We start from the raw sequence: 26,373 nt of genomic DNA, 5'->3' as shown, positions 1-26,373 counted from the left end.
CTCTAATAGATAGGATGTTTCTATGATTACTGACTCAACGATTGGTATCCATAAATTGCAACCAACTATATTTTATGGATGACGCAATGATTTACGGGATGCCTTATATATATAAATTAGGCTTATAGAGAGAATGGCTATTGCAGCCGAAATATAATAACCAAGACTTGCTTGGACAGTAAATAACCATGTGAAAAATAGTGGACCAAGAATACGTCCTAAGTTATCCATCGAATAGGACAGACCAGCGGCAGTTCCATATTGTCCTCCAGATTCTTTAGAGGAGAGTGATACAACACATGTTCTTGCAAGTGCATTACCTGCTGTAAAAACACAAAGGGCAAGCCCAGCGATAAAAAGATTAGCTGTTAATGTAAATAAAAGCATGCCAACAGCAGTTACAATTTGTGCGCCGATTAACCATGTCGTTTCACTGCCATTTTTTATGCGTCGAACGACCCCTCCTTGAATAGCTGCATCGACAAAGCCACTAAACATGAACAAGTAACCAATTTGTAATGGTGTAATATGAATTTTTTCAATTTGAAATAGCTGAAATGTAGCCTCCACGCCCGCTAGCATAAAAGTTACTAAAAAAGAAAACATAAATAAATAGCGCACACGAAATTGTAGCATTGTTGCAGCACCTTTTGGCACTATAGCACGTTTATTTGAATCTTTTCGTTTTTTAGGTTCTTTTAGGACGAAACTTGCATAAATAAATAATAGTGCAATTAATAATGCTGATGCAGTAAACGGTAACTGCAAGCTATAATGGCCTAGCATTCCTCCGATTGCTGGACCAAAAATAAACCCAAGACCGATGGACATGCCCATAAAGCCCATATACTTATTGCGATCCTCTTCACTAGACATATCGGCGATAAATCCTGTTACTGCTGTATATAATGCACCAGAAAATAAACCACCAATAATACGTGAAACATACAATATAGCTAGGTTATCAATAAATAGTGAAAAAATAACAAAACTAAGGCTAAAGCCAATTAGACCAGTAAGGATTAGTTGTTTTCGCCCTACCTTATCTGATAGCATCCCCCAAAACGGTGCTGTGAAAAAACTTGCAAGTGAATAGACGGTCAATAAACCACCTACGTGGAGATCATGCCAATTTTGCTGCACAATTACCTCTGGTAAGACGGGAATAATAATGCCGAACCCTAGATAAACGAGGAATTGAACAGACATCAATAATAAAATAGCCTTTTTCATACAGTTCCCTGCTTTCATACGATATTTCAATATGTATATTCTACCCTTCTTGTTCTTGCGATTACAACAATAGGGGAGGGGAAGCTTGAATAAAGTGGAACAATTTAGTAAAGAAAGAAATGAAGCAATTTAAAATTTTTTAAATCTATGTTCTGATTTTTGAATAAAATGTAGCCATTTTGGGTAATTTAAAGATGTTTGATGGAAAAGTTTGATGATGTGAAAAATTTACAATGTAACAAAATTGAAAAATTTTAAAGGTAAGTTAAATGGTATGATAAATTTGTCAGACATCATACTCGTAGAAAAATGAAACTTTTTCGTAAATAAAACGTTATATAAAATCGAGGAAAGATTGAGGTGGAATGTATGACAAAAGAAGTAGATTTGAAAAAGATTGTTTCGAATTTATCTAAGTTGGGTGTAACAGCCACAGTAACAAAGTCTCGACTAGAACTTTTAAAAGTGCTAACACCACCAACGCAAACTCCGCAAGTTCAAGCTTAACTCGTTTCCAATAGAAAAAGGGAGGTCTCAATACGCGAGACTTCCCTTTTTCTATAGTTATTCATCTTCATCATGTGTGGTAAACATGTAAGTTCGATAATGGAATCGCATACTAAAGACTAGCCCAATTGCTAAAGCATTCCCCATAAGTGAACTTCCTCCGTAGCTAATGAACGGAAGTGGAATACCTGTGATAGGTAATAATTGAATAGTCATACCAATATTTTCGAAAACGTGGAAGGTAATCATTGCAATAATCCCAGCACATACATAGGTCGAGAAGGGGTCTTTCAATAAAAGGGTTGTCTTTGTTAAATGATAAATTAATAAGAAGAAAATACAAATAACAATACTAGCGCCAATAAAGCCCCATTCCTCACCGATAACTGTAAAAATGAAATCGGTATGGTTTTCAGCTACATATACTTCACGATTTCTAAATCCCTTACCAAAAATTTCACCTGATCCAATGGCGTTTAAAGAGGTAATTAAATGATAGCCATCACTGGATGAATAGGAATAGGGGTCTAGCCAAGAATAAATACGAGCAAATTGATAAGCCTTAAAACCAAATGTTTTTTCTAGAAAGTCCTGCATATAAAGTGCCATCCACAGTAGTGTACCGCCTGCTACCATGCCACCTAAAAAAGTTGGTAGAATGATTTTCCAAGAAATACCCGCTACAATGATAAGGGCTGCAGTAATGGCAAAGAATACGAGTGCTGAGCCTAGGTCAGGCTGCTTTAAAATAATAGCTAATGGTACGATTAAGGTGATTGCAATTTTACCGAGTAGCAAAAAGTCTGTTTTAATTGATCGTAATGAATAAATTTCATGGTGCTTACTAATTAATCGAGCTAGTGCTAAAATGTAAAAAGTTTTCATAAACTCAGAAGGCTGTATATTTCCAATCGGCGTATGATACCAGCTTTTAGCACCATTAACGGGTGCACCGATTTGACCTTCTCCTTCTGGCATAAAAATAAGCAGTACCAGTAAGGCAATCCCTGCTCCATACATATACCATGACATTTTTTTATATTGATCTGGCTCAAAAAACATGACTATACCAATAATAACTGCACCAATCACATACCATTGCATTTGTTTTGGTACGTAGTTAATACCATATTGTCCTGAAGTTTGGGCAGATGCAATAGCTAACAAACTAATGACTAGAAAAGTGAAGAGTATAAATGCAAGTGTCCAGTCAAAACGATTTGCGAAATTTCGTTTATTTTCCATAAAAGCCACCTAAAATTAAAATAGTATCTCAATATGAGTAAATGTGATGCGATTCTCCCTATTTCGTTTATAATTGGTCAAAGAAGAAAGCAAATTAATAACCAGTAGTGGTGTAAGAATAGCTCATATCTATTGATAAGCTTGCAATTTGCTTTGAATATTGTCAATGGAATTTTAAGCAAATACTTGAACTCATTGAGTAATCTAAACTTTATATGCAAATGCATGTTTAACATTCCTAATTATAACGCAAAAATTACTTTTATGCCTGCGTATATAGTAGTAACGACAATTAACATAAAATGTTTCAAAAAAATCATGTTTAGTCTTATAATGTAGTGAAGAATGGGGTGATGGTTGTGGCTAAAAAATTAAAGTCAGCTGATGATTTTATGTATCATATTTATGTTCATATGAATGATGTCGATAAATTTGTTATATTTAGCGGGTTAAAATTCTCGCAATTTGTGGCTGCACTTGAACCACTACATCACTTACTGTTATTAAAACATTCCTATGAAGACGGTTCTTTTAATATGCATACACAATTTGAATATGTATTAGAAGAAGATGTTCCTCGTTTTGTGAAAAAATCTGCTGAATCTAAAGAATTATGCTGGGTAGATTTTATGGACGAGAAGAGGCTAGATCATTTAACACCGATGGAACAAGGAGAATTGCTTTACATAAGTCACAAGAAAGAACCGATTACGTCAGCATTTTTTAATAAATTACAAAATAGATTTGTCTATTATTCTTCAGACTTAGAGAAAATGACAAAAATTTATTTTCGTCATTTAAGTGATTCGGATTTATTGGTTGCCAATGTTTTTAATAGTTTAATTCGTGAAAAGGAACGCAGCACTGGATTTTGGCGTCGAAAAGTAAAAGCGAGTATTCCCGCTATATCACCAGATTTTTTACGTTCTTACCGATCCTTTGCGAAAGATGGAGCATTACTATCGCTGTATCGGATTGAGAAACCAAAAGTAGCGTATGGAATAGAAGTTCGCAATCTGTCTGAATATTCTTTTCCTGACGAAGTTTGGGATGACTTAAATACGATTTTAAAAACAGAGCACGATGAATTAATCTATATTATTTAAACTTCATGGTGACGCAATCAAAGAACTAAGATGTTGGTAGACAATATTTATGTTGCATTATTCCTGTACAATTCAATAGCAGGAAGTAATGATGCTAGGGCATAATTGATGAAATATACACGCAAAATCTCACCGTTAAAAATACGGTGAGATTTTTATGTCATTTGTCAAGACGTTTCATGATAAACTAATAGTACTCAAGAAGTATGTGGAGGGCACAAAAATGAAAAAAAGAATCGGTTTATTATACGGCGGAAAGTCAGCGGAGCACGAAGTGTCGTTATCGACAGCACGTGCAGTCACTGGAGCTTTGAATTTCGAGGAGTATGAAGTATATCCGATTTTCATTACATCTGACGGGGAATGGCGTCGTGGAGATCGTTTAGAAAAACCCGTAAGTGCAATAGAAGAACTACAATTTGGTGATAATACAACAATTTTGGAAAATAATATCACTGATTTTTTGATTGATAAAAATGGCAATGAGGTAAAGTTTGATGTCATTTTCCCATTGTTACATGGTACGAATGGTGAGGATGGAACAGTGCAAGGTTTACTTGAGGTTCTAAATTTACCGTATGTAGGAAATGGTGTATTAGCATCCTCTGCTGGAATGGATAAAGTGGTAATGAAGCAATTATTTGAAATTGCTGGATTACCTCAAGTGCCCTATACGTATTTTATTCGTAGTGAGTGGAAGAGTGAGCAACAGGCAATCATTGAACGCTGTGAAAATACCTTGAATTGGCCAATGTTTGTGAAGCCCGCAAACTTAGGATCAAGTGTTGGGATTAGCAAGGCAGCAAATCGCGAGCAATTGGTGAAAGCAATTGAGGTTGCTTTGCAATATGATCGTAAAATCGTTGTTGAACAGGGAATTGTCGCTCGTGAAGTTGAACTGGCAGTGTTAGGAAATGACGATCCTGAAGTATCAGTGCCAGGAGAAATTAAACCTGTTACTGATTTTTATGATTATGATTCTAAATATAAGGACGGTTCTACAGCACTTATTATTCCAGCTGAGCTTCCAGTAGAAACTGTGGCAAGCTTAAAAGAACTGGCAAAGCGTGCATTTAAGGCTATAGATGGTAGCGGCTTAGTTCGTGCAGACTTTTTTGTAACAGCTGAAAATAACGTTTACATTAATGAAGTAAACACAATGCCAGGTTTCACGCCTGTAAGTATGTATCCATTATTATGGCAGCATACAGATGTGAGTTATCCGGAGCTGATCGACCGTTTAATTACCCTAGCAATTGAACGCTATGAAGAAAAACAACAGCTTCACTATAAAAAAGACTGAGTGGGATTATCGTGAAAAAAACTTTAAAACAATTAGCTGCATGGTTAAATGAGGAAATGGGTTCTTTTGGTGACACTGTTGTGTCAGGAATTTCTATTGATACAAGAACAATTCAACAAGGAGACCTATTTGTTCCATTTCGTGGTGAGCATACAAATGGGCACAAGTTTGTAATGCAGGCATTTGAGAAAGGTGCTGGAGCTTCTCTTTGGCAAAAGGATGAACCGAATCCACCAGAAGATTACCCCTTGCTGTTTGTGGATGATCCAGAATTAGCCTTGCAAGAAATGGCTAGAGCATATCGTAATGAACATAAAGCAAAATTTATAGGCATTACAGGTTCAAATGGTAAGACATCAACAAAGGATATTTTAGCCGGAACACTAGGTCCATTCTTTAAAGTACAAAAAACGATTGGGAACTTTAATAATCAATTGGGCTTGCCTATTACTATCTTACAGCTTGATGAAGATACAGATGTGGCTGTCCTTGAGATGGGTATGAGTGGATTTGGTGAAATTGAGTTTTTAACGAAGCTTGCTCGTCCGCATATGACGGTTATTACCAACATTGGTGAGGCCCATATGCAGGATTTGGGGTCACGTGCAGGTATTGCAAAAGCAAAGTTTGAAATAATTCAAGGAATGCAAGAAGATGGTCTATTATTCTATGATGGTGATGAACCTTTGCTCCAGGAATTAGTGGCAAAGGAACAACACTTACAATCAGTACCGTTCGGGTTAGAATCCAATAATCTTTTATACGCTGACAATATTCATGCTAACGCTGATGGCAGCCACTTCACTACACACGGTATGATCGAGGGTGATTTCTTTATTTCAGTGCTTGGCAAGCATCAAGTAAAAAATACACTTGTGGCCATGTTAATTTCTCATAAGCTAGGTTTAAGCAATGAACAAATACGTACATCCTTAGAGCATGTCGTATTAACTGATATGAGGATGCAACAGGTACTAGGAACGAATGGCGCTCTATTTATCAATGACGCCTATAATGCAGCTCCAACCTCTGTAAAAGCTGCCATTCAATTTATGGCTACATCAACTATTCGACCTGAAAAATGGCTTGTGTTAGGAGATATGCTAGAGCTTGGACCAAATGAGCAACGTTTCCATGAGGGTCTGGCTGAGCATATTAATGAGGATGAAATTGATAATGTCTGTTTGTTTGGCCCTCGTATGCTATATCTTTACAAAATATTAAAAGAGCGCTTTGAGGCTGAACGTTTATTGTATACAGAAGATGATTATACGGCTATTATCGAAAAGCTAAAACAAGCGAATGAATCATCTATTGTTTTACTTAAAGGTTCACGTGGTATGAAATTAGAGACAATCTTAAAGGCATTTACATCATAGTAGCAATGAATCGGTGAGATAAACGCTCACCGATTTATTTGTGTAAGTGATTAATTGTTAAATGAGGTGAGAACGTTGTCAGTAGGTGTACTATGTATTCATGGATTTTCAGGTGGACCATATGAGGTGAAGCCATTCACAAGTTATTTACGTTCACATACAGATTGGATAATTGAAGAGCCAACATTGTCTGGGCATGGTGAAGAATTACATATGAGTGGTTTTAAGGCGAAACACTGGTTGATGGATGCAGAATTAGCTTTCCGATCGTTGGCAAAAAAAGTAGACGAGGTAATCGTTGTGGGCTTTTCAATGGGAGGAATTATAGCGCTATATTTAGCTAAACGCTATAAAGTGAAAAAGCTTGTATTACTAAGTGCTGCTGCAAAGTATGTGAGCCCTAAGCAGCTAGTCAAAGATTTTAAAATGTTAGCTACTGAAGCCTATCACCATAATTTGACTAATAACGAACTCTATCTACGATACCATCAGAAGTTTAGCAATGTGCCACTTGCCTCAACAGTAGAATTTATGAAGTTGGTAAGAATGGTGGAACCGTATTATCAGCATATACAAATTCCGGTATATATTGTGCAGGGAAAGTTGGATGGGATAGTGCCTTATCATACGGCTCAATTTCTTTTTGATGAATTAGCCTCTGTAGACAAGGTTTTGTATTTTTCTGATAATGGCAAGCACCATATATGTTTTGAGGAAGATTGCTCTGAATGGTTTCCACAGGTTTTAATGTTTTTGAAAGACAAATAAAGTAGTCAGATTATTACGACTCATGCGTTATCGTTGCATAGGAATTAAAGCCATGTTAGACTAGTGTAAGCAATGGATACATTTTGTGCGAAGACTCTTCATATTTGGTTGAAGAGTACTTTTTTTTGAACACAACGGTTTTATTCTAAAGTGAAAAATTACGACAGAATTGAACCGCTCGGTAAAGACCGGGCTTTCCTTTTCATATAAGAGAGCTCTATATGGACTATCATGTAGAGAAAATTTTTAAGTAACGGAAACGTTCCACTACACAGGCTCGAATTTGCCGACAACTTCATCTGAAAATGTAACCATTTGTCAACTTAAAAGGAAAAAAAGGAGATTGAGAAGTTTGACAAATTTTTCAGAATTAAATATTAGCGAATCTACATTACGCTCAGTAAAGCGTATGGGATTTGAAGAAGCAACACCAATCCAAGAAGGTACTATTCGTTTTGCGATTGAAGGCCGTGATGTATTAGGTCAAGCACAAACAGGTACTGGTAAAACTGCCGCTTTCGGGATTCCACTAATTGAAAAAATCGATCCAAAAAACCCTAATATTCAAGCATTAGTCATTGCTCCAACTCGTGAGTTAGCGATTCAAGTTTCAGAAGAGCTTTATAAAATTGGCTATGACAAACGCGTAAAATTATTATCAGTATACGGTGGTCAAGAAATAGGCCGTCAAATTCGTGCACTGAAAAATAGACCTCAAATCATTGTTGGTACGCCAGGCCGTATTATTGATCATATTAATCGTCGTACGTTAAAATTAGAAGATGTTCAAACATTAGTATTGGATGAAGCAGATGAAATGTTAAACATGGGCTTTATCGATGATATTAATTCAATCTTAGAAAACGTACCTTCTGAGCGCCAAACATTACTGTTCTCAGCAACAATGCCACCAGCAATCCGTAAAATTGCAGAAACATTTATGCGTGATCCAGAGATTGTAAAAATTAAAGCTAAAGAACTAACTGTTGATAACATTGATCAATATTTTGTTAAGTCTGCTGAACGTGAAAAATTCGATATTTTATCTCGTTTATTAAATGTACACCAACCAGAGCTTGCCATTATTTTTGGTCGTACAAAACGTCGTGTAGATGAGCTTGCACAGGCACTATCTATACGTGGTTATTTAGCTGAAGGTATTCATGGTGATTTAAGCCAAGCGAAGCGTATCTCCGTATTACGTCAGTTTAAAGAAAATAAAATCGATATCCTTGTTGCGACTGATGTAGCCGCTCGTGGACTTGATATTTCTGGTGTAACACATGTTTATAACTTTGATATTCCTCAAGATCCTGAATCATATGTTCACCGTATTGGACGTACAGGTCGTGCAGGTAAATCAGGTCTTGCCGTAACATTTGTAACACCTCGTGAAATGGGTTACTTACGTATTGTAGAAGAAACTACGAAAAAACGTATGACACCTCTTCGCCCACCAACAACAGATGAAGCATTAGAAGGACAACAACGCTTAGCTGTTGAAACACTGGAAGGTCTTATTGCTAATAACAATTTAGGTGATTACCGTACACTTGCAGCAGAATTATTAGACAATCATGATGCTGTTGATGTTGTTGCAGCTGCTCTACGTTCATTAACAAGAGAGCCAGACGATACACCAGTAACAATTACAGAAGAACGTCCATTACCAATGCGTCGTGAACGTTCTAGCAATAATCGTGGTGGCGGTGATCGTGGCCGCGGAAACCGTAGCTTTGGCGGAGGACGTCGTGACAATGCTCGCAGTGGAGAACGTCGCAGTAGCAGTAGCCGTCGAGAGGGTGGACGCCGTGAAGGCGGACGTCGTGAAGGTGGACAAGGTCGTTCTCGTTCTCCAAGACGTCACGAAGGATAATTTTAGACGAAATACACTTAACTTTTATAGTAAACCTTACAGTCATGATGGCTGTAAGGTTTTTTTTCGGCTATAGTTGAAACAAAAAGGTGATTAAATTCGTATACACCTAATGAAGAAAGAGGGGGAACGACAATGAGAGCACAACCAATTCATCAAATTTCTCGTAAAGGGCTAACCGTGTGGCGTTTGTATGGAGTCATACAAACATTGGTACTGTTAGTCGTAGCAGGACTTGTAAGCTATGGTACTTATTATTTTGAATGGCCTTCATTTATTTACTTCATAGCGTGTGCAATTGTATTACTAAGTACGATATTATCTATTTTTATTTTCCCGAAAATAAGATGGGAGAGATGGCGCTATGAAGTTCGAGAGCATGAAATCGAAGTACAACATGGTTTATTTGTTGTGAAACGCACATTAATTCCAATGGTACGTGTGCAACATGTTGATACAACACAAGGGCCAATATTAAAAAAATACGACTTAGGTAATATCTCTATTTCTACAGCTGCAACTGTACATACGATTCCTGCACTTGTTATGGATGAAGCAGACGTACTGCGTGCGCGTATTTCTGATTTAGCAAGGGTGGCTGAAGATGATGTCTAAGGAAATTAATCGTTTACACCCAGTGTCTGCAATTATAACAAGTGTAAAAGCATTGAAAAGTATGATATTACCAATTGCAATTATTATCATAAGTAACGGCTTTAATTTTTCTTTGAATTTTCGTAGTGATCATTTTTTTGAAACCATTTTACTTTTCGGTGTATGGGGAGTTGCAGCACTTCTTGCGCTCGTGGGAGGAATTATAAAATGGCGGACATTTGTTTACTGGTTTGAAGATGGGGAGTTACGTGTGACATATGGATTATTTGTTAAAAAGAAACGTTATATCCCTTTTGAACGTATACAAAGTTTAAATTACAATGAAGGCGTTTTTCATCGCATTTTTGGTTTAGTGAAAGTTCAGGTGGAGACTGCTGGTAGTAAAGGAGGAAAACCTGAGGTTGAGCTGACAGCCATTCGCAAAGCGGCAGCAGATGTTATTGAATTAGAAATGCGTCATGCTAAAAACGAAGCGGTTCAACAACAGGATCAAGTGCAGGTAGTAGAGGAAGCGACACCAACTCCGATGATTTACCATATGTCCATGCGAGATTTACTGGTATTAGCAACAACATCTGGTGGAATTGGTGTTGTATTATCAGGTCTTGCAGCCGTTGCTTCACAATTTTCCGATATTATTCCTTATGAAACTGTATTTCATGAGTTAGCTGATTTTGTGAAAATTGGCGCATTTTTAGTGGCTTTGACGGTGATGGTTGTTTTAATTGTCGCTTGGATTGTATCGGTGGTCATCACACTGATAAATTATTATGATTATACGGTCCGCATTGAGGAAGAAAAGTTGATTATTACAAAAGGACTGTTAGAAAAAAAGCGTATTACTTTGCCGTTGAATCGAATTCAGGCAATTCGTATTGTGGAAAATCCATTACGTCAGTTAACAGGCTTTGCTACAGTGGTTGTTGAAAGTGCTGGTGGTAATGGTGAAAATGGAAATGATAAAAAAATTACACTATTTCCACTTATTAAGAAGCTGGATTGTATGCAAACATTAGAACAGCTTTTCCCAGATATGAATTGGCAGCCTACATTTACTCGCTCACCGAAAAGGGCAAGACCATTTTTTTATCGCATTGATTTTTTCTGGTTAGTTCCGATTATCGGTGCATCTATCTATTTCTTTTATCCATACGGGTTATTGTCGTTGCTGTTAATTCCATTAACAATTTTACTTGGTATTTGGCAGCATAAAACAGCAGGCTATCAAATAGATGGCAAGCAACTGGCTATGCAGTATCGGGTGTTTAGTCGAATTACGTTAATCATGGAGAAGAAGCGAATTCAATCTATTGAAAGTACACAATCATACTTTCAAAAAAGAAAGAATGTTATGTCTGTAAAAGCAACCGTCATGTCAGGAGCAACTGGTACAACGGGGAGTGTTTCCAGCTTAGAGCAACAAGATGCCGAGACGATCTTAACATGGTATGAACATTAATGAACAAAAAAGCTAATCCTTTCAATTTTATGGAAGTATTAGCTTTTTTAACTATAAATAACATGAGATGCTGTTTATAATAAAATAAATAGAACAAAAGGGGTGGAGACATTGTTTAAATATGACATTCATGAAAGCGCTTATTTAAAGCTTTTGGATTTAAGTGATGTAGAAGAGTTATTCGCTTTAACTGACCGTTCAAGGGATACATTACGTGAATGGTTGCCCTTTGTAGATGATGTCAAAACAGTAAAGGATACTGAGCAATTCGTAAAAAATGCTATGCAACAATATGCTGATCACAATGGCATACAAGTAGGGATTTACTATGATGGAAAGCTTGCGGGTGTTATTGGTTATCACCAAATCAACTGGCAACATAAATGGACAAGTATTGGCTACTGGCTAGGGAATGAATTTGTAGGAAAGGGGCTCGTTACGAATTCCATGAAAGCATTGATTGATTTTGCCTTTCATTATTTAAAGTTAAATCGTATAGAAGTGCGTGTTGCAGTTGGAAATATTCGTAGTCGTACAATCCCAAAGGTATTGGGCTTTCATGAAGAAGGGCGTTTAAGGGATGCTGAGTGGTTATATGATCACTACGTAGATCAGGTTGTTTATGGTTTAACAGCAACTGAATGGAAAAAAATAAAGATGTCAAATGAAGCTACAGTGGTTTTATAATGGAGGTCCTTGTAAGGAAAGAGGAGCTGCTCTATAGGTGAGCAGCTCCTCTTTTTAATGTTATGGTCTACCAGCCATCTTTTGTTTGCGCCAACTTAAAATTCTTTTTGGATGTAAATAGACAAGTCCAAGGATAAATCCGGTTACTAAACCGCCTAAATGAGCAAAGACATTCACATTTGGTTGGAGAAAGGTCATAATGACACTGATGACGATGATTGGTAAAATGAGCTTACGAAGCATGGGCATTGTACGTCGCGTATAGTAAACTAATGCCCCAAATGCACCAAAAATTCCAAAAATAGCCCCACTTGCACCAAGGCTCGCATAACTACTATCATAGAATATATAGGTTGCCATGTTGCCTACAATACCTGATACTAAATAAATTGTAATGAAACGTGCTTTCCCTGCGATTTTTTCTAGCTCTGGTCCAAAGAGATATAAGGAAAACATATTAAAAAACACATGCATAAAACCTGCATGTAAAAACATGGCAGAGAAAACACGCCACCATTCACCACTTTGAATCAGGAAATTTGCTTGGATTCCGTAATTCCACAAGAGTGTTCCTATGCTGGGTATGAGAGACAATACATAAAGAGTAAGATTTATTGCTATTAAAGTTGAAACAACAGGGTAATACTTTGTATATTGCTTAAAATTTTCCGTTCTACTAAACATGGCTCCACCTCAATTTACAATTATTATACATGCCCTGTTGGAAATAGGTAAAGGAGAAGGTTCACATGATTAAGGGAATTGGCCTCGATATTGTAGAGATTGATCGTATTGCAAAGGCTATGAAACGAACAGATAAATTTAAAGACCGCATTTTAACGATAAATGAAAAAAAAATATTTGATGGTTATTCGGAAACTCGCAAAATAGAATTTTTAGCTGGGCGATTTGCTGCAAAAGAAGCGTTTTCGAAGGCTCTGGGAACAGGGCTCGGGGAACAATGTAAGCTTCATGATTTGGAAGTGTTAAAAGGAGCAGCTGGCAATCCTGTTTTATATTTTAAGGATGAACTTGTCAATGGATTTGTTAGTATTACGCATTCTAAGCAATACGCAGCTGCTCAAGTAATCTTATTAGAATAGTACTTAACTTGTCTAAAAGGATTGCATGTAAATTTAAATATATTGCCCTTTCTTCAAATGACATAACTGACAAATACGGTTCATATATTGTCGTAGTGGATTTGAAAGAAGAAAGGGTGAAAGCGTGGGCAACCGTATAGTTAAATGGCTCGTCTTACTTTGTACGATATTACTTCTGTCGGCATGTGGTGCAGCCTCACAGGAAAAAGTGTTGAAGAAAGTGAATGGTAAATGGGCAGAGACGAATGGTTATGAATTAAATGCATCGATGGAAATTAAATCGGGTGGGGAACCTAGAAATTATGATGTAACAGTATGGCACACAAAACCTGATTTCTATCGAGTAGAAGTAGTTGAAAGTGGGAAAGATGTTTCTCAAATGATTGTACGTAATGCTGATGGTGTTTTTGTCGTAACACCAACATTAAACAAAATGTATAAATTCCAAAGTGATTGGCCAAAGAAAAATAGTCAGGCATACCTAATTGGAGCGCTAGCAGAAGATTTAGCAGAAGATAAAAATCTTGTCATGAAAGAAGAAGAAAAAGCATATATATTTGAAGCGGCTACTAGAAATAGCTATAAGAACAGTATGCCACATCAGGTTATAACAGTAGATAAGAAAACTTTATTGCCAACCTCAGTAGTGATTATGAATGATGTGAAAGAAGAGCAAATCAAAATCACATTTAAGAAAATTAAGCTAGGTGTACAACATGCTGCAAAAGAGTATGCAGTTGAGCAATTCACTGATAAAGATAACACGAAAGGTGAACAAGCTACACCTGCCGAAAAAGAAGGGCAAGAAGATAATGAGGATAAGGAAGCTGTTGGAGCAGAAGTTGAATATCAAGAATTCCAAACACATTATCCTGTTGTAAATTGGGCACAATTAGCGAATGAAAAAGTTGTGCAGGAAAGTGGAATGGAACGAGTAATCTTAACATACGATGGTGAAAAGGCATTTACTGTTATGCAGCAACCAGTAATGAAGGAAAATTCAATGTTACCTGTATCGTCACCTGGTGATCCAGTTGATTTAGGCTATACAATTGGTGCTATTACAGATACATCAATTAGTTGGGAAAAAGATGGCGTTGAATTCTTTGTAGCATCAAGTAAATTAACGCGAGAAGAAATGATTGAAGTTGCTACATCTATGACGATAAGTAGTATGAAGTAACTTTTCTGGCTACAGCCTTCTGGAATACGGAGGCTGTAGCTTATTGATAATTAAAATGAACCTATAAAGTATAGGCTCATCCGAAAACTAAAACTTTGTGTGTACAAGCTAAATCGACATACTTTGCAATATATATGTCCTACATAATGTTTTAATTAAAAATAAAGAGGGTATTCTTATGAAGACACAGCAGTTTTTTCGTCCAACAAAAGCAATAATAGACTTACAAGCAATTCAACAAAATGTAAAAAACTTAAAAGAATTTTTACGACCTAATGTTCAAATTATCGCTGTAGTAAAAGCAAATGCGTATGGTCATGGAGATGTAGCCGTTGCACGGGCAGCTCTTGAAGCTGGTGCCACAGTACTTGCAGTGGCAACGCCCGATGAGGCATTACATATTCGAGCACATTTTGAAGAACCAGACATATTAATATTAGGTGCATCTCCAGTTTCGTTTGCTCCTTATGCAGCGCAGCAACGTATTATACTTACGGCATTTGCCGATGATTGGATTCAGCAAGCTGCTTCTCTTTTAGTGGATGAAGCGCTTCCTTTACGACTTCATATAAAAATAGATAGCGGAATGGGTAGAATAGGTATTCGCTCAGAGCAGGAATTATTAGAGCTCTATCAAACAATACAGTCTACAGATAACATGGAGCTGGATGGAATATTTACACACTTTGCGACAGCTGATGAAGAGGATACGCTACATTTTGATCAACAGGTACAATTTTTTGAGAAATGTTTAGCTGTAATCCCTAATAAGCCGCGACTTGTTCATGCATCTAATACAGCCGCCTCATTAGTAAAAGATCCGCATTTACAATATGATGCTGTTAGATTTGGTATTTCGATGTATGGATTATCACCTTCTTCCTATGTGAAAAGTATATTACCTTTTCCCTTGTTACCAGCGTTCTCGCTTGAAAGTGAACTTGTTCATGTAAAGGAAATAAAATCAGGTGATCCAGTTGGCTATGGAGCTACATATGTTGCTCCGACAGATATGTGGATAGGAACCATTCCAATTGGCTATGCAGATGGCGTGATTCGCAAGTTAGGTGGACAAGAGGTTTTAATTGATGGACAAAGAATGCCGATTGTTGGACGAATTTGTATGGACCAATGTATGGTTGCCCTACCAAAAGCATATGATATAGGTGAGAAGGTAACACTCATTGGTCGACAAGGAAATACTGGAGTATCGATCGATGAATGGGCAACAAAGCTCGAAACAATTAATTATGAAATACCATGCATTATAACAACAAGAGTTCCTAGAATATATCTTTAGTTGTCTTTCATTAGAATAAGTCAAATCTCAATGTAATGTCATGAGCAATGTTCCAAGTTGATTTTGGTAAATAAATTAGCACTGGAGAACTTATTTCTTTTCCAAAACATAGTAATGGCTCATATTTGAAAACACATTGCAATAATAATTATTCAGCATATACCTTCGACAACCAACATATTTTTACAATTTGTACTTCAAATTGTCAGATATTTTGTCATTTCATGTCTTTTCAACAATATCTTTCAATGATAGAATGGGAAGTAATGAAAAGTGTATGGTTCCGTTGGAGGTGCTTGCTGTGTACGAGAAAAAGTTAAGAGAAGCTACAATTGCTGTTCAAGACAGACTATTTCTACAAACAAAGGAAGTAATTGAAGGTGAATCTTTTGTGCGTATTTTGGCGCGCAAAAATTTAATGCAGGAGCAACCAAATCAAATACGGGAAGCTATGATTAAAGGATATGTTGAAATGTCTCATATTAATTTAATGATTGCGAGCGAATGCTTGCATGCAGAGTATGAAGCACAACATATGGTGGAGCGTCTCGTTAGCGGGGGATGACACTTTGAATGTAAAACGTGGTGACGTTTTTTTTGCAGACTTATCACCGGTAATAGGTTCTGAACAAGGAGGCACTAGGCCGGTGCTGATTATTCAAAATGATATTGGCAATCGATTTAGTCCGACTGTCATCATCGCAGCTATCACTGCACAGATTCAAAAGGCAAAGTTACCGACACACGTTGAAATCAATGCTGAAAAGTATGGTTTTGAACGTGATTCGGTTATTTTGCTAGAACAAGTGCGGACAATTGATAAGTCAAGATTGACGGATCGTATTACGCAACTGGATCATGCTGTGATGGAAAAAGTTGATGGTGCGTTGATGATTAGTTTAGGTCTAGTTAAATTTTGATATACATATGTGTATAGAAGCATCGAGATTATGATATCTCGATGCTTTTTTGTCTTATATCCTTGAAATGTCTTTACCATAATTTGAATTACGATAGATCTTGCTCAGCAAGCGATTTTGCTACGAAAGATGAAGTACCTGAAATAATTAAGCCAAGGTGTAATTGATAAATGTTACAAAAAGCTTTAAGATATACACAAGATTTTTAATAAAAATAGATTTTTGAAAAAATTCTTAAAAGGTATATGAAAATTTACATAGAATATTCCATTTATAGAGGCAATTCATTCATTTTAAATGATGGCAAGCAGTTTGAATAAAAGTGTAAGAGTATAACTCCAAAGGAAATGGAGGGACAGCAGTGACATATAGGTCTTCGGTTGAAATTATTACAGAGTGGGATATTGTTGCAGCTAGACAACTGGGGCGCAATGAAGCGAAAGCACTTGGATTTGGCACTGTTGATCAAGCCCGCATCACCACGGCAATTAGTGAATTAGCACGAAATATTTATTTATATGCAAGTATAGGTATCATAGCAATTGAAAGGGTTGAAGCAGATACAGAAAAGAAAATAGTTGTTGTTGCAACAGATCAAGGGCCTGGTATTAAAGATGTTCGTAAAGTAATGGAGGATGGTTATTCCACCTCGGGGGGGCTAGGTGCTGGTTTGCCAGGTGTTAAACGATTGATGGATAGTTTAGATATTCAATCTGTCGTTGGAGAGGGAACAACGATAAGAGCGGAAAAATGGTTGCGTTAGGACGTGAAGAAAACTGAAACAATTAGAAGCTCAGTATAAAAAAATATTAGCAGATTATATGGTCAACCAAACAGAAAGAAATTTATATATCGCTCAGAACTTCACACGTCAATTAATTCAAAAAAATATCTCTCCCGAGGATGTTATTAGCATTCATAAAAATGCTGTAGAACAAATATTTCCGAATCAAATGAATGAATCACAGCCTGCTTATGATTTTTTGATTGAAGTAATGGTGCATTATGGAATGGCACATAGAGAGCATCAAAGTTTACTTCAAAAGCAAGCTGAATATGAAATGGAAATGAAAATAGCGACAAACATCCAAAAAACATTGTTGAAAACTTATGTGCCGAATATGCAAAATATTGATATAGGTATGATTTCAGTACCTATTCGAAAAATGAACGGCGATTATGTACATTTTTTTCATGATGGAGAAGAATATTTGAGTGTGGCTGTGACAGATGTTGTCGGTAAAGGAGTTCCTGCTGCTTTATGTATGTCGATGGTGAAATATGGACTGGAAACATTAGTATATGCATATAAAGATCCCTCATATGTTTTAGAAGTTATTAATAGGGTAATAGAAAAAGGTGTGGATGACAGTATGTTTGTTTCGATGTTTTATGGCTGCTTAGATGTAGAGCAAAACATTTTTTCTTATGCTTCGGCAGGCCATGAACCAGCTTTACATTATAGTGCAAAGAACGATCAGTTCTTTACCTTAGAGGCTAAAGGTTTACTATTGGGTGTATTGTCTGAAACAAACTATACGTTTCATGAAATTGTGTTAGAAGAGAATGATTTGATTATTATGATGACCGACGGTGTGACAGAATTTAGAGTGAAAGAAGAATTAAATTCGCGAGAGGTAATCACAACTTTAATAAAAGCAAATAGACATTTATCTGCCCAGCAATTGTGTCAGCTCCTTTATAAGGAAATAGAGAGAGTGCAAAATTTTAAACTATTTGATGATTTTACTGTAGTTATTTTAAAAAAATAGGTTTAAGTTTAAATTGAACAGGGTAGAGAAAATAGTCTAACAAATATGGTGGAGGTGTGCTATATGGACGTAACGATACATTTTAAAGAAATTGATCATAAATTATTTGGCTTTGTTGAGGGTGAGATTGATACGTTTACTGCTTCAGGATTACGAGACGAATTAGAAGCTGTAAAGATTACAGAGGGTTTAGAAATTGAGCTTGATCTATCAAAGGTAAATTACATGGATAGTACAGGACTTGGGATTTTTGTTGCCTTTTATAAAAGAGCACTACGTGAAAATGGTAAAGTAAAGCTCGTTGGTTTATCGAATAGGTTACAAAGATTATTTGAAATTACTGGTCTTAGTGATTTGATGGATATCGAAACTGATAAAAAGGTGGAATTAAGATAATGAAGGAATTTGACTATATTGAAATTAGAGTTCCTGCTAAACCGCAATTTGTCAGTGTCATTCGATTAACTGTCTCGGGCTTAGCGAGTAGGATTGGCTTTAATTATGATGATATTGAAGATTTAAAAATTGCAGCAAGTGAGGCTGTGACAAATGTTGTTCACCATGCTTATAAAGACGAAGAAGAGGGTGAAATTGTCATCGGGTGTGCGCTGTACGACAAGAAAATGGAAATGATGATTGCGGATTACGGCAATAGTTTTAATTTTGAAGAGATTAAGTCTAAGATTGGGCCGTATCATCCTGAAGAAAGTATTGCAGGGCTAAGAGAAGGTGGTTTGGGACTTTATTTAATGGAAACTTTGATGGATGAGGTGATGATCAATAACGATGGTGGCGTAACTGTCTTCATGACAAAGTATGTCACTAGGGAGCAGGTGGAGAAAAATGTCGAAAGAATCACTACATAAATCTTCATCTAAAGAAGATGTACTTAAGTGGATTGAATTGTACCAGTCAACGGAGGATGATGAAGCACAAACCAATTTAGTGATTCATTATCGATATCTAGTTGAATCTATAGCTCGTAAATATTCGAATGGTAAATCTTATTATGATGATATTGTTCAAGTAGGGATGCTGGGATTGTTAGGTGCAATAAGACGTTTTGATCCGAATGTTGGTCGTAGTTTTGAAGCTTTTGCCGTGCCAACAATTGTTGGGGAAATCAAACGTTTTTTACGTGATAAAACATGGGATGTGCATGTGCCTAGACGTATAAAGGAACTTGGGCCGAGGATTAAATCAACGGTGGAGGCGCTGACAATTGAATTACAGCGTTCTCCATCCATTAAAGATATTGCTGAACGATTAGAAGTAGCAGAGGAAGAGGTACTAGAAGCTATGGAAATGAGCCGTAGTTATCAAGCTCTTTCTATGGACCATTCGATAGAGTCAGACTCAGACGGTAGTACAGTCACGTTATTCGATATTTTGGGCAGGGAAGACGATGGCTATGAAATGACCAATAAACGAATGATTGTTTCCGAGGCGCTGGTTGTGTTGAATGAGAGGGAAAAACAAATTATTCAGCTTACATATCTAGAGCAACTTAGTCAAAAAGAAGCTGGAGAACGATTAGGGATTTCTCAAATGCATGTATCGAGGATACAAAGGAAAGCAATAAAGAAATTACAAGAGGCTATTCTAGCAAGTGGCGGTGTTTCGCTCTAATCTTTCGTGGGTGTTTAATGAAAAATACCTTTAAAATGAATGGAAATAGTCTACTCATATTCGTCTGAGTAGACTATTTTTTTGCATTTTTAGTAAAGTGTAATGGTAAAATGAAAAGAAAAAGGTAGTGATGATGTGGAGCAAAAGCAAATGTTACAGCTCATTGCAAAGGATGTAGCAGTCAAACCAGGGCAAGTAGAAGCTGTTATTAACTTATTAGAAGAGGGAAATACGGTACCATTTATTGCGCGCTATCGAAAAGAGGTTACAGGATCACTCGATGAGGTGCAAATTAAAGCTGTAGAAGATCGTTATCACTACATACAGCAACTTGAACAACGAAAAGAAGAAGTTATACGATTAATCCAAGAGCAAGAAAAGCTTACACCAGAATTAGAGCAGGCTATTCTTTCGGCAACAATCTTACAACGTGTTGAGGATTTATATAGACCATATAAGCAAAAACGACGTACAAAGGCGACAATTGCAAAAGAGAAAGGTTTAGAGCCTCTTGCAGATCTCCTGTTAGCATTTAGTGATGATGCATTAGAGCAATTAGCAATTGACTTTGTGGACAACGAACAAGTTGCTAATACGGAAGAAGCCCTGATAGGAGCTCGAGATATATTAGCAGAACGTTTTGCGGACGATGCCTCTATTCGTGAAAAAATCCGAGCTTATTCATGGAAAGATGGAATTCTTGTGACGTCTGTGAAAAATACAGAAATCGACGAGAAAAATGTGTTTGAAATGTATTACGAATATGAAGAGCCTGTTAGTCGCATTGTACCACACCGTATTTTAGCGATAAACCGAGGAGAGAAAGAAGAAATCTTAAAGGTTTCTATTCATGTGCCGGTGGACCGAGTATTAATGATTATGTGGAAAGAATGGATACCTGCAACTGGTTCATCTCCTGCTATTGCAGAAGTTAAACTAGCAATTGAGGATTCGTACAAGCGTTTAATTCAGCCTTCAATTGAAAGGGAATTACGAAACGAGCTTACAGAAAAAGCGGAGGCACAGGCTATTCATATTTTTTCCGAAAATTTACGTAACCTATTGCTACAACCACCTATGAAAGGTAAATATGTTTTAGGGGTTGATCCAGCTTACCGTACAGGTTGCAAGCTAGCGGTTGTAGATGAAACTGGGAAAATGCTTGAGGTTACAGCTATTTACCCACATCCACCGAAACCAGATGTGGCAAAATCCAAAGCTATTGTAAAAGGAATTTTGGCAAAGTATCCAATAAGTATAATTGCCATTGGTAATGGTACAGCATCTCGGGAGACAGAACAATTTATCGCGGATGTATTAAACGAGCTTACTACTGACATAGCCTATGTGATTGTCAATGAAGCGGGGGCATCTGTTTATTCAGCGTCTGAAATTGCACGTACAGAATTTCCTGATTTACAGGTTGAACAACGTAGTGCTGTCTCCATTGCACGTCGCTTACAGGATCCTTTATCGGAGTTAGTGAAAATTGAACCAAAAGCTGTGGGTGTAGGTCAATATCAGCATGATGTTTCTCAAAAAAAATTAAATGAATCGCTTTCTTTTATAGTAGAAACAGCTGTTAACCAAGTTGGTGTAGATGTAAATACGGCTTCATCATCACTCTTACAATATGTTTCTGGTCTATCAAAAACTGTTGCAGAGAATATCGTAAAGACGCGAGAGGAAAATGGTCAATTTACTACACGTGCGCAATTAAAGAAGATTCCAAGGTTAGGCGCCAAAACGTATGAACAAGCTATTGGTTTCCTACGTGTCCCAGAAGCAAAAAATCCGTTTGATGCTACAGGTATTCATCCTGAGAGCTACGATCTTGCAGAGCAAATATTAGTAGAGGCTCAAATAGATAAAAAAGAGTTAGGGACACAGAAGGCAGAGGAAGCTATTGCAGCACTAAATATCCAAAAGTTAAGTGATGTGCTTGGAGTAGGAGTTGTGACAATTCAAGATATCGTGGATACTTTAATGAAACCTAGTCGTGACCCGCGTGATGCATTCCCGCAACCATTGCTTAAGACTGATGTATTAAAAATGGAAGATTTAAAAGTAGGTATGGAATTGCAGGGGACGGTAAGAAATGTAGTAGATTTCGGCGCATTTGTTGACATTGGCGTGAAGCAAGATGGACTTGTGCATATTTCTAAACTCCAAAATAAACGTATTAAGCATCCATTAGAAGTTGTGGCACTTGGGGATATTGTAACTGTCTGGGTTGAACAAATAGATGTAACGAAAGGGCGTATCTCTTTAACGATGCTTCCTCCTAAAAATCAAGCATTAGTTTGAGTACTAAATTTTTGCCACACTGTCTATACTACGCAGTGTGGTATTCTTGTTGTTAGAGGTGATTACTATGGACAATCAAGAATTACAAGAGCTTGTTCGTCGCTTATCTTTAGAAAACTTTCAGAGGCCTTTTCTGCATCAAGCCTACTTTAATCCGAGATTACGGTCAACGGGAGGACGATATCTTTTACAATCCCATAATATTGAGATTAATCCTAAAGCCTATGAGTTATACGGTTTGAAAGAGATTCAAGGTATTGTTTTACACGAATTATGCCATTATCACCTACATATTGAAGGTAAAGGGTATCAGCATCGAGATAAAGATTTTAGAGAATTATTAAGGAAAGTAGATGCCCCTCGATTTTGCGCAGTTTTACATGTCCCGAAAGCTACAGTTAAAAAACAACGACGACGCTATACATATACTTGTGTCAATTGCCACCAATTATATATACGGAAAATAAAAATGAATGTTGAAAAGTATTGTTGCAGTAAGTGTTTGGGGAAATTAAAATTAGTAGAGTAAAAAAGTTTAAAAAATAGTTGACGTTTTGTTGAGTTGTCCCTATAATAGTAAAAGTCGACAAGATAACGACGACAACATAACATGAATTATTCCGAAGTAGCTCAGTTGGTAGTAGCACCTGACTGTTAATCAGGTTGTCGCAGGTTCGAGTCCTGCCTTCGGAGCCATGGCCCCTTGGTCAAGTGGTTAAGACACCGCCCTTTCACGGCGGTAACACGGGTTCGAATCCCGTAGGGGTCATTTTTCATAATTTAATGTAAATAATATTTTGGTCCCGTGGTGTAGCGGTTAACATGCCTGCCTGTCACGCAGGAGATCGCCGGTTCGATCCCGGTCGGGACCGCCACTTATTGGGGTATAGCCAAGCGGTAAGGCAACGGATTTTGATTCCGTCATGCCTAGGTTCGAATCCTAGTACCCCAGCCATTCATTTCTTAATTCGAGCCATTAGCTCAGTTGGTAGAGCATCTGACTTTTAATCAGAGGGTCGAAGGTTCGAGTCCTTCATGGCTCATCTCTTTAAGAAAAAGAGTTGACTTTTTGAATTATCATAGTATAATAAAAAAGTTACTAATTGAATGCGGTCGTGGCGGAACGGCAGACGCGCTAGGTTGAGGGCCTAGTGGGGGCAACCCCGTGGAGGTTCAAGTCCTCTCGGCCGCACCAAGTCAATTAATTAATTTCATATGCGCCCGTAGCTCAATTGGATAGAGCGTCTGACTACGGATCAGAAGGTTGTGGGTTCGACTCCTGCCGGGCGCGCCATTTTTTCAAAAAATATATGCGGGTGTAGTTTAATGGTAAAACCTCAGCCTTCCAAGCTGATGTCGTGAGTTCGATTCTCATCACCCGCTCCAAAAAAAGTGTTGACAACCTCTTGGTTGTATGGTAAATTTAAATAGTTGTCCAAAAGGGCGATGACATGAACCTTGAAAACTGAACAAGCAAAACGTAATCAATAAAGTTTTAAGTAGCTAGTTTTGCTAGTGAACAAAACAAAAATTTTGGACATCAAACATGATGCCAGCAAAACAATTTGAGCTAATCAAATTTCTTTTATGGAGAGTTTGATCCTGGCTCAGGACGAACGCTGGCGGCGTGCCTAATACATGCAAGTCGAGCGAACCAAATTAAAATTTGGTTGTGTCGTAAATTCGATTGTGAATAGGATGTATTCACATTTCACCCTCCAATAATGAGGGCAGACGTAGTTTATAGGGTTAATGATACGCTTCCCTCTTTTAATTGAACCCTGTTACATTCATTTCACTTCATAATTAATTCCTCCTTTACACTTTAATTCAAATCTTTATTAAAAAATATTTCATCTTATTTAACAAGAAACCATATTTATATAACAACATAAAATACACTAAGTTATTTTATTGAACATATATCGTACTTTATCTATCCGACTATTTGGACGACGGGGCTGGCAAACAGGTTCACCGGTAGTAACATGGTACCCTTTTAACTCTGTTAAACAAACACTACGTCCATTTGTAAAGAAAGTTAAATCACTACGATATTCTTGAATACACCGAGCAGGGATTTCTCCACTAAGAATGACCTCATTATTTTTCAATTGAGTGTCTACGATGTTCGCACAATATTTAGGAGCATCGTTGTATGCTCGTGAAAGATATTCCTGTGGCGCATAAATTTTAAAACTAAGATATGGCTCTAACAATTCTGTTCCAGCTTTTTTTAAGACTTGTTCCAATACAATAGGAGCAAGCATCCGAAAATCTGCTGGGGTACTAACAGGGCTATAGTATAAGCCATACTTAAAACAGATTTTACAATCCGTCACATTCCAACCATATAATCCTTGTTCGCAACCATAGCGTATCCCTTCCATAACTGCATTTTGAAATGATTGATTTAAGTATCCAAGAGAAACCGAGCTCTCATACTGCATTCCACTTCCCAACGGAAGCGGTGATACAGATAAACCAATGGAAGCCCAGAAAGGATTTGGCGGCACTTCGATGTGAATGGTATATTCTGCATTTTTTAACGGTCTCTCCATATAAATGACTGTAGGCTCTTTTAGTTCTATCTCCACATGATACTTTTCTTGCAACAGTGCACTAATCACTTCCATTTGTACTTTCCCTAAGAAAGAAAGTATAATTTCATGTGTCGTAGAATCCACATAATATTGTAGAAGCGGGTCACTGTCGGAGATTTCTAAAAGTGCATCAAGTAACATTTCCCTTTGTTGAGGTTTGCTCGGTTCAACAGTTGTTTGCAGCAGAGGGAGCGGATTTTCAATTCTCTCTCTCTGTGGCAATAGCTTTGTATCTCCAAGAACACTATTTAGCTTCAAAAACTCATTTTGCAAAATAACAATTTCCCCGGAATAAGCCTTATCAATTTTACATAATTCACCATTTATTGAAGTATACATTTCTGTAATTTTTATTTTTTCCTTTTCCGATATTCTAACCGAATCCCGCAAATGCAGGATTCCGCCATAAAGGCGTACATATGCAAGACGTTGTCTTTCTTCCGAATATTCAATTTTGAAGACATTTCCGCAAAGTTCAGACTTCTTTCTGTATGTTGATGAATAAAATTTATTCGTTATCACTTCTATAAGCTGCTCAATCCCTATGTTGCTTTTTGCGCTTCCATGATAAACAGGGTACAAGGAGCAATTCTGAAATCTTCTGATTTCCTCTTGTTCGAGTTCTAATGCTTCTAATGATTTACCGGACATATATTTCTCTAAAAGGTCATCATTTCCTTCTATTACCACATCCCATTGCTCAGGTTCCGTACAGCTCATCACACACATATTAGGGTGCAGCTCTACTTTCTGTTTGATTATAATTTCCATAGAAAGTTTCTCTTTAATATCCTGATAAACCGTTGATAAATCAATTCCATTTTGGTCAATCTTATTGATAAAAAAGATTGTGGGAATCCCCATTTTCCTAAGTGCATGAAATAATATACGAGTTTGTGCTTGTACGCCATCTTTTGCAGAAATCAGTAGAATTGCCCCATCTAAAACTGATAATGAACGATATACTTCTGCTAAGAAATCCATATGTCCTGGCGTGTCTATGATGTTCACCTTCGTATTTTCCCACTGAAAAGAGGTTATTCCTGTCTGAATTGTAATTCCTCTCTGACGTTCTAAAAGCGTATTATCCGTCCTCGTTGTACCTTTGTCCACGCTTCCTAATTCTGTAATCGCTCCACTGTTATATAATAAGCTTTCTGTTAAGGTAGTTTTTCCTGCATCAACATGAGCTAAAACTCCAATATTAATAATTTTCATGTGATTTTCCTCCATTCAAAAACCCAAAAGGGCATAAAAATCCCAGTGATAAATACTTTTATCACTGGGATTTTTATGCATAACCATAGGTATACAAAGCATACAGATATTCTCTGGATACTTTAGAATCACATGATAAAGGTATTCTTAAACTGGGTAC

General features: G+C 37.1%; 26 protein-coding genes, 8 tRNA genes and 1 pseudogene. 29 read left to right on the top strand and 6 right to left on the bottom strand.

Annotated elements, in window-relative coordinates; all coding sequences use genetic code 11:
• Nucleotides 1–72: 72 nt before the first annotated feature.
• On the bottom strand, nucleotides 73–1,233 hold the full coding sequence (locus tag QH639_RS01905) for an MFS transporter (protein ID WP_227744929.1): 1,161 nt from the start codon (nucleotides 1,231–1,233) through the stop codon (nucleotides 73–75).
• A 369-nt stretch (nucleotides 1,234–1,602) separates the two neighbouring features.
• Between QH639_RS01905 and QH639_RS01900 the strand changes: the two genes are divergently transcribed.
• Nucleotides 1,603–1,740, top strand: a complete 138-nt coding sequence (locus QH639_RS01900; protein WP_004232019.1) for an Lmo0850 family protein — start codon at nucleotides 1,603–1,605, stop codon at nucleotides 1,738–1,740.
• Between the two features lie 57 nt (nucleotides 1,741–1,797).
• Here the strand turns inward: QH639_RS01900 and QH639_RS01895 are convergent, their stop codons facing one another.
• Nucleotides 1,798–2,985, bottom strand: coding sequence for an FtsW/RodA/SpoVE family cell cycle protein (locus QH639_RS01895; RefSeq protein ID WP_036079404.1), 1,188 nt, complete (start codon nucleotides 2,983–2,985; stop codon nucleotides 1,798–1,800).
• A gap of 353 nt (nucleotides 2,986–3,338) precedes the next feature.
• On the opposite strand from QH639_RS01895, the gene QH639_RS01890 reads away from it, so the two are divergent.
• The 8 genes from QH639_RS01890 to QH639_RS01855 all read left to right on the top strand — a co-directional run bounded on the left by QH639_RS01890 (nucleotide 3,339) and on the right by QH639_RS01855 (nucleotide 12,178).
• Nucleotides 3,339–4,091: a hypothetical protein gene (locus QH639_RS01890; RefSeq protein ID WP_048394266.1), complete on the top strand. Its 753-nt coding sequence runs from the start codon at nucleotides 3,339–3,341 to the stop codon at nucleotides 4,089–4,091.
• A 223-nt stretch (nucleotides 4,092–4,314) separates the two neighbouring features.
• A complete protein-coding gene (locus QH639_RS01885) occupies nucleotides 4,315–5,394 on the top strand; it encodes a D-alanine--D-alanine ligase (protein WP_281115592.1) in 1,080 nt (359 codons plus the stop codon).
• Between the two features lie 11 nt (nucleotides 5,395–5,405).
• Entirely contained in the window at nucleotides 5,406–6,773 is a 1,368-nt protein-coding gene (locus tag QH639_RS01880; RefSeq protein ID WP_281115591.1) for a UDP-N-acetylmuramoyl-tripeptide--D-alanyl-D-alanine ligase, read from the top strand.
• Nucleotides 6,774–6,848: 75 nt separating this feature from the next.
• A complete protein-coding gene (locus tag QH639_RS01875; RefSeq protein ID WP_131520851.1) occupies nucleotides 6,849–7,541 on the top strand; it encodes an alpha/beta hydrolase in 693 nt (230 codons plus the stop codon).
• Between the two features lie 352 nt (nucleotides 7,542–7,893).
• Nucleotides 7,894–9,417, top strand: a complete 1,524-nt coding sequence (gene cshA / locus QH639_RS01870; RefSeq protein WP_054549592.1) for a degradosome RNA helicase CshA — start codon at nucleotides 7,894–7,896, stop codon at nucleotides 9,415–9,417.
• A 135-nt stretch (nucleotides 9,418–9,552) separates the two neighbouring features.
• The gene (locus QH639_RS01865) at nucleotides 9,553–10,032 is read left to right on the top strand and encodes a PH domain-containing protein (RefSeq protein ID WP_131520850.1); all 480 of its coding nucleotides are present in this window, start codon (nucleotides 9,553–9,555) and stop codon (nucleotides 10,030–10,032) included.
• A complete protein-coding gene (locus tag QH639_RS01860; RefSeq protein WP_131520849.1) occupies nucleotides 10,025–11,491 on the top strand; it encodes a PH domain-containing protein in 1,467 nt (488 codons plus the stop codon). Before QH639_RS01865 ends, QH639_RS01860 begins: the two co-directional genes overlap by 8 nt.
• Before the next feature lie 111 nt (nucleotides 11,492–11,602).
• Nucleotides 11,603–12,178 carry a GNAT family N-acetyltransferase gene (locus QH639_RS01855; protein ID WP_131520848.1) on the top strand — a complete coding sequence of 192 codons (576 nt, stop codon included), beginning with the start codon at nucleotides 11,603–11,605 and terminating at the stop codon, nucleotides 12,176–12,178.
• 60 nt (nucleotides 12,179–12,238) lie between these two features.
• On the opposite strand, the gene QH639_RS01850 is transcribed toward QH639_RS01855, so the two are convergent.
• Nucleotides 12,239–12,862 (bottom strand): rhomboid family intramembrane serine protease, encoded by a 624-nt coding sequence (locus QH639_RS01850; protein WP_048394279.1) that lies wholly within the window; start codon nucleotides 12,860–12,862, stop codon nucleotides 12,239–12,241.
• A 65-nt stretch (nucleotides 12,863–12,927) separates the two neighbouring features.
• Here QH639_RS01850 and acpS point away from each other — a divergent pair, with 65 nt between their 5' ends.
• The 20 genes from acpS to QH639_RS01750 all read left to right on the top strand — a co-directional run bounded on the left by acpS (nucleotide 12,928) and on the right by QH639_RS01750 (nucleotide 23,778).
• Entirely contained in the window at nucleotides 12,928–13,281 is a 354-nt protein-coding gene (gene acpS, locus QH639_RS01845; RefSeq protein WP_048394281.1) for a holo-ACP synthase, read from the top strand.
• 124 nt (nucleotides 13,282–13,405) lie between these two features.
• Entirely contained in the window at nucleotides 13,406–14,464 is a 1,059-nt protein-coding gene (locus tag QH639_RS01840) for a LolA family protein (protein WP_048394283.1), read from the top strand.
• Nucleotides 14,465–14,642: 178 nt separating this feature from the next.
• Nucleotides 14,643–15,764 (top strand): alanine racemase, encoded by a 1,122-nt coding sequence (alr, locus tag QH639_RS01835; protein ID WP_281115590.1) that lies wholly within the window; start codon nucleotides 14,643–14,645, stop codon nucleotides 15,762–15,764.
• A gap of 301 nt (nucleotides 15,765–16,065) precedes the next feature.
• Nucleotides 16,066–16,329, top strand: a complete 264-nt coding sequence (locus tag QH639_RS01830) for a hypothetical protein (RefSeq protein ID WP_004232053.1) — start codon at nucleotides 16,066–16,068, stop codon at nucleotides 16,327–16,329.
• Nucleotides 16,330–16,333: 4 nt separating this feature from the next.
• Entirely contained in the window at nucleotides 16,334–16,684 is a 351-nt protein-coding gene (locus tag QH639_RS01825; RefSeq protein WP_004232054.1) for a type II toxin-antitoxin system PemK/MazF family toxin, read from the top strand.
• A gap of 361 nt (nucleotides 16,685–17,045) precedes the next feature.
• Nucleotides 17,046–17,447 carry an anti-sigma regulatory factor gene (locus QH639_RS01820; protein ID WP_048394287.1) on the top strand — a complete coding sequence of 134 codons (402 nt, stop codon included), beginning with the start codon at nucleotides 17,046–17,048 and terminating at the stop codon, nucleotides 17,445–17,447.
• A 58-nt stretch (nucleotides 17,448–17,505) separates the two neighbouring features.
• Nucleotides 17,506–18,456, top strand: coding sequence for a PP2C family protein-serine/threonine phosphatase (locus tag QH639_RS01815; RefSeq protein WP_281115589.1), 951 nt, complete (start codon nucleotides 17,506–17,508; stop codon nucleotides 18,454–18,456).
• A gap of 63 nt (nucleotides 18,457–18,519) precedes the next feature.
• Nucleotides 18,520–18,852 (top strand): STAS domain-containing protein, encoded by a 333-nt coding sequence (locus QH639_RS01810; RefSeq protein WP_016993414.1) that lies wholly within the window; start codon nucleotides 18,520–18,522, stop codon nucleotides 18,850–18,852.
• On the top strand, nucleotides 18,852–19,322 hold the full coding sequence (gene rsbW, locus QH639_RS01805) for an anti-sigma B factor RsbW (protein WP_281115588.1): 471 nt from the start codon (nucleotides 18,852–18,854) through the stop codon (nucleotides 19,320–19,322). The genes QH639_RS01810 and rsbW overlap by 1 nt, the downstream gene beginning before the upstream one ends.
• Nucleotides 19,300–20,085, top strand: a complete 786-nt coding sequence (sigB, locus tag QH639_RS01800; RefSeq protein ID WP_066038032.1) for an RNA polymerase sigma factor SigB — start codon at nucleotides 19,300–19,302, stop codon at nucleotides 20,083–20,085. The genes rsbW and sigB overlap by 23 nt, the downstream gene beginning before the upstream one ends.
• A gap of 135 nt (nucleotides 20,086–20,220) precedes the next feature.
• Complete coding sequence (locus QH639_RS01795; protein WP_281115587.1) at nucleotides 20,221–22,392, top strand: Tex family protein; 2,172 nt, start codon at nucleotides 20,221–20,223, stop codon at nucleotides 22,390–22,392.
• Nucleotides 22,393–22,459: 67 nt separating this feature from the next.
• Entirely contained in the window at nucleotides 22,460–22,921 is a 462-nt protein-coding gene (locus tag QH639_RS01790) for a SprT family protein (protein WP_103118888.1), read from the top strand.
• Nucleotides 22,922–23,011: 90 nt separating this feature from the next.
• A tRNA-Asn gene (locus tag QH639_RS01785) sits at nucleotides 23,012–23,088 on the top strand.
• Nucleotide 23,089: 1 nt separating this feature from the next.
• Nucleotides 23,090–23,161 (top strand) — tRNA-Glu (locus QH639_RS01780).
• Between the two features lie 30 nt (nucleotides 23,162–23,191).
• A tRNA-Asp gene (locus QH639_RS01775) sits at nucleotides 23,192–23,267 on the top strand.
• A 5-nt stretch (nucleotides 23,268–23,272) separates the two neighbouring features.
• Nucleotides 23,273–23,347 (top strand) — tRNA-Gln (locus QH639_RS01770).
• Nucleotides 23,348–23,362: 15 nt separating this feature from the next.
• Nucleotides 23,363–23,435, top strand: a tRNA-Lys gene (locus QH639_RS01765).
• A 66-nt stretch (nucleotides 23,436–23,501) separates the two neighbouring features.
• Nucleotides 23,502–23,587 (top strand) — tRNA-Leu (locus QH639_RS01760).
• A 22-nt stretch (nucleotides 23,588–23,609) separates the two neighbouring features.
• Nucleotides 23,610–23,686 (top strand) — tRNA-Arg (locus QH639_RS01755).
• Nucleotides 23,687–23,704: 18 nt separating this feature from the next.
• Nucleotides 23,705–23,778 (top strand) — tRNA-Gly (locus QH639_RS01750).
• 355 nt (nucleotides 23,779–24,133) lie between these two features.
• Here the strand turns inward: QH639_RS01750 and QH639_RS26445 are convergent.
• The 3 genes and pseudogenes from QH639_RS26445 to QH639_RS01740 all read right to left on the bottom strand — a co-directional run bounded on the left by QH639_RS26445 (nucleotide 24,134) and on the right by QH639_RS01740 (nucleotide 26,315).
• Nucleotides 24,134–24,196, bottom strand: a pseudogene (locus QH639_RS26445) (tetracycline resistance efflux system leader peptide).
• 97 nt (nucleotides 24,197–24,293) lie between these two features.
• Nucleotides 24,294–26,213, bottom strand: a complete 1,920-nt coding sequence (gene tet(M) / locus QH639_RS01745; RefSeq protein ID WP_001574275.1) for a tetracycline resistance ribosomal protection protein Tet(M) — start codon at nucleotides 26,211–26,213, stop codon at nucleotides 24,294–24,296.
• A gap of 15 nt (nucleotides 26,214–26,228) precedes the next feature.
• Entirely contained in the window at nucleotides 26,229–26,315 is an 87-nt protein-coding gene (locus tag QH639_RS01740) for a tetracycline resistance determinant leader peptide (RefSeq protein WP_011058339.1), read from the bottom strand.
• Nucleotides 26,316–26,373 lie beyond the last annotated feature (58 nt).

Origin of the sequence: Lysinibacillus sp. 1 U-2021 (assembly GCF_029916965.1) — a bacterium.
Lineage (GTDB): Bacteria > Bacillota > Bacilli > Bacillales_A > Planococcaceae > Lysinibacillus > Lysinibacillus capsici.
Note: the sequence above shows the minus strand (reverse complement) of the source record. Positions and strands in the feature narration are given on the sequence as shown.

Bases quoted from the DNA above. Each gene is read 5' to 3' on its own strand.
- QH639_RS01865 (WP_131520850.1), top strand. From the start codon at position 9,553: ATGAGAGCACAACCAATTCATCAAATTTCTCGTAAAGGGCTAACCGTG.
- rsbW (WP_281115588.1), top strand. From the start codon at position 18,852: ATGAAGGAATTTGACTATATTGAAATTAGAGTTCCTGCTAAACCGCAA.
- QH639_RS01905 (WP_227744929.1), bottom strand. From the start codon at position 1,233: ATGAAAAAGGCTATTTTATTATTGATGTCTGTTCAATTCCTCGTTTAT.
- alr (WP_281115590.1), top strand. From the start codon at position 14,643: ATGAAGACACAGCAGTTTTTTCGTCCAACAAAAGCAATAATAGACTTA.
- QH639_RS01900 (WP_004232019.1), top strand. From the start codon at position 1,603: ATGACAAAAGAAGTAGATTTGAAAAAGATTGTTTCGAATTTATCTAAG.
- QH639_RS01740 (WP_011058339.1), bottom strand. From the start codon at position 26,315: ATGCTTTGTATACCTATGGTTATGCATAAAAATCCCAGTGATAAAAGT.
- QH639_RS01885 (WP_281115592.1), top strand. From the start codon at position 4,315: ATGAAAAAAAGAATCGGTTTATTATACGGCGGAAAGTCAGCGGAGCAC.
- QH639_RS01860 (WP_131520849.1), top strand. From the start codon at position 10,025: ATGTCTAAGGAAATTAATCGTTTACACCCAGTGTCTGCAATTATAACA.
- QH639_RS01895 (WP_036079404.1), bottom strand. From the start codon at position 2,985: ATGGAAAATAAACGAAATTTCGCAAATCGTTTTGACTGGACACTTGCA.
- QH639_RS01890 (WP_048394266.1), top strand. From the start codon at position 3,339: ATGGTTGTGGCTAAAAAATTAAAGTCAGCTGATGATTTTATGTATCAT.
- QH639_RS01815 (WP_281115589.1), top strand. From the start codon at position 17,506: ATGGTCAACCAAACAGAAAGAAATTTATATATCGCTCAGAACTTCACA.
- QH639_RS01850 (WP_048394279.1), bottom strand. From the start codon at position 12,862: ATGTTTAGTAGAACGGAAAATTTTAAGCAATATACAAAGTATTACCCT.
- QH639_RS01810 (WP_016993414.1), top strand. From the start codon at position 18,520: ATGGACGTAACGATACATTTTAAAGAAATTGATCATAAATTATTTGGC.
- sigB (WP_066038032.1), top strand. From the start codon at position 19,300: ATGTCGAAAGAATCACTACATAAATCTTCATCTAAAGAAGATGTACTT.
- QH639_RS01790 (WP_103118888.1), top strand. From the start codon at position 22,460: ATGGACAATCAAGAATTACAAGAGCTTGTTCGTCGCTTATCTTTAGAA.
- acpS (WP_048394281.1), top strand. From the start codon at position 12,928: ATGATTAAGGGAATTGGCCTCGATATTGTAGAGATTGATCGTATTGCA.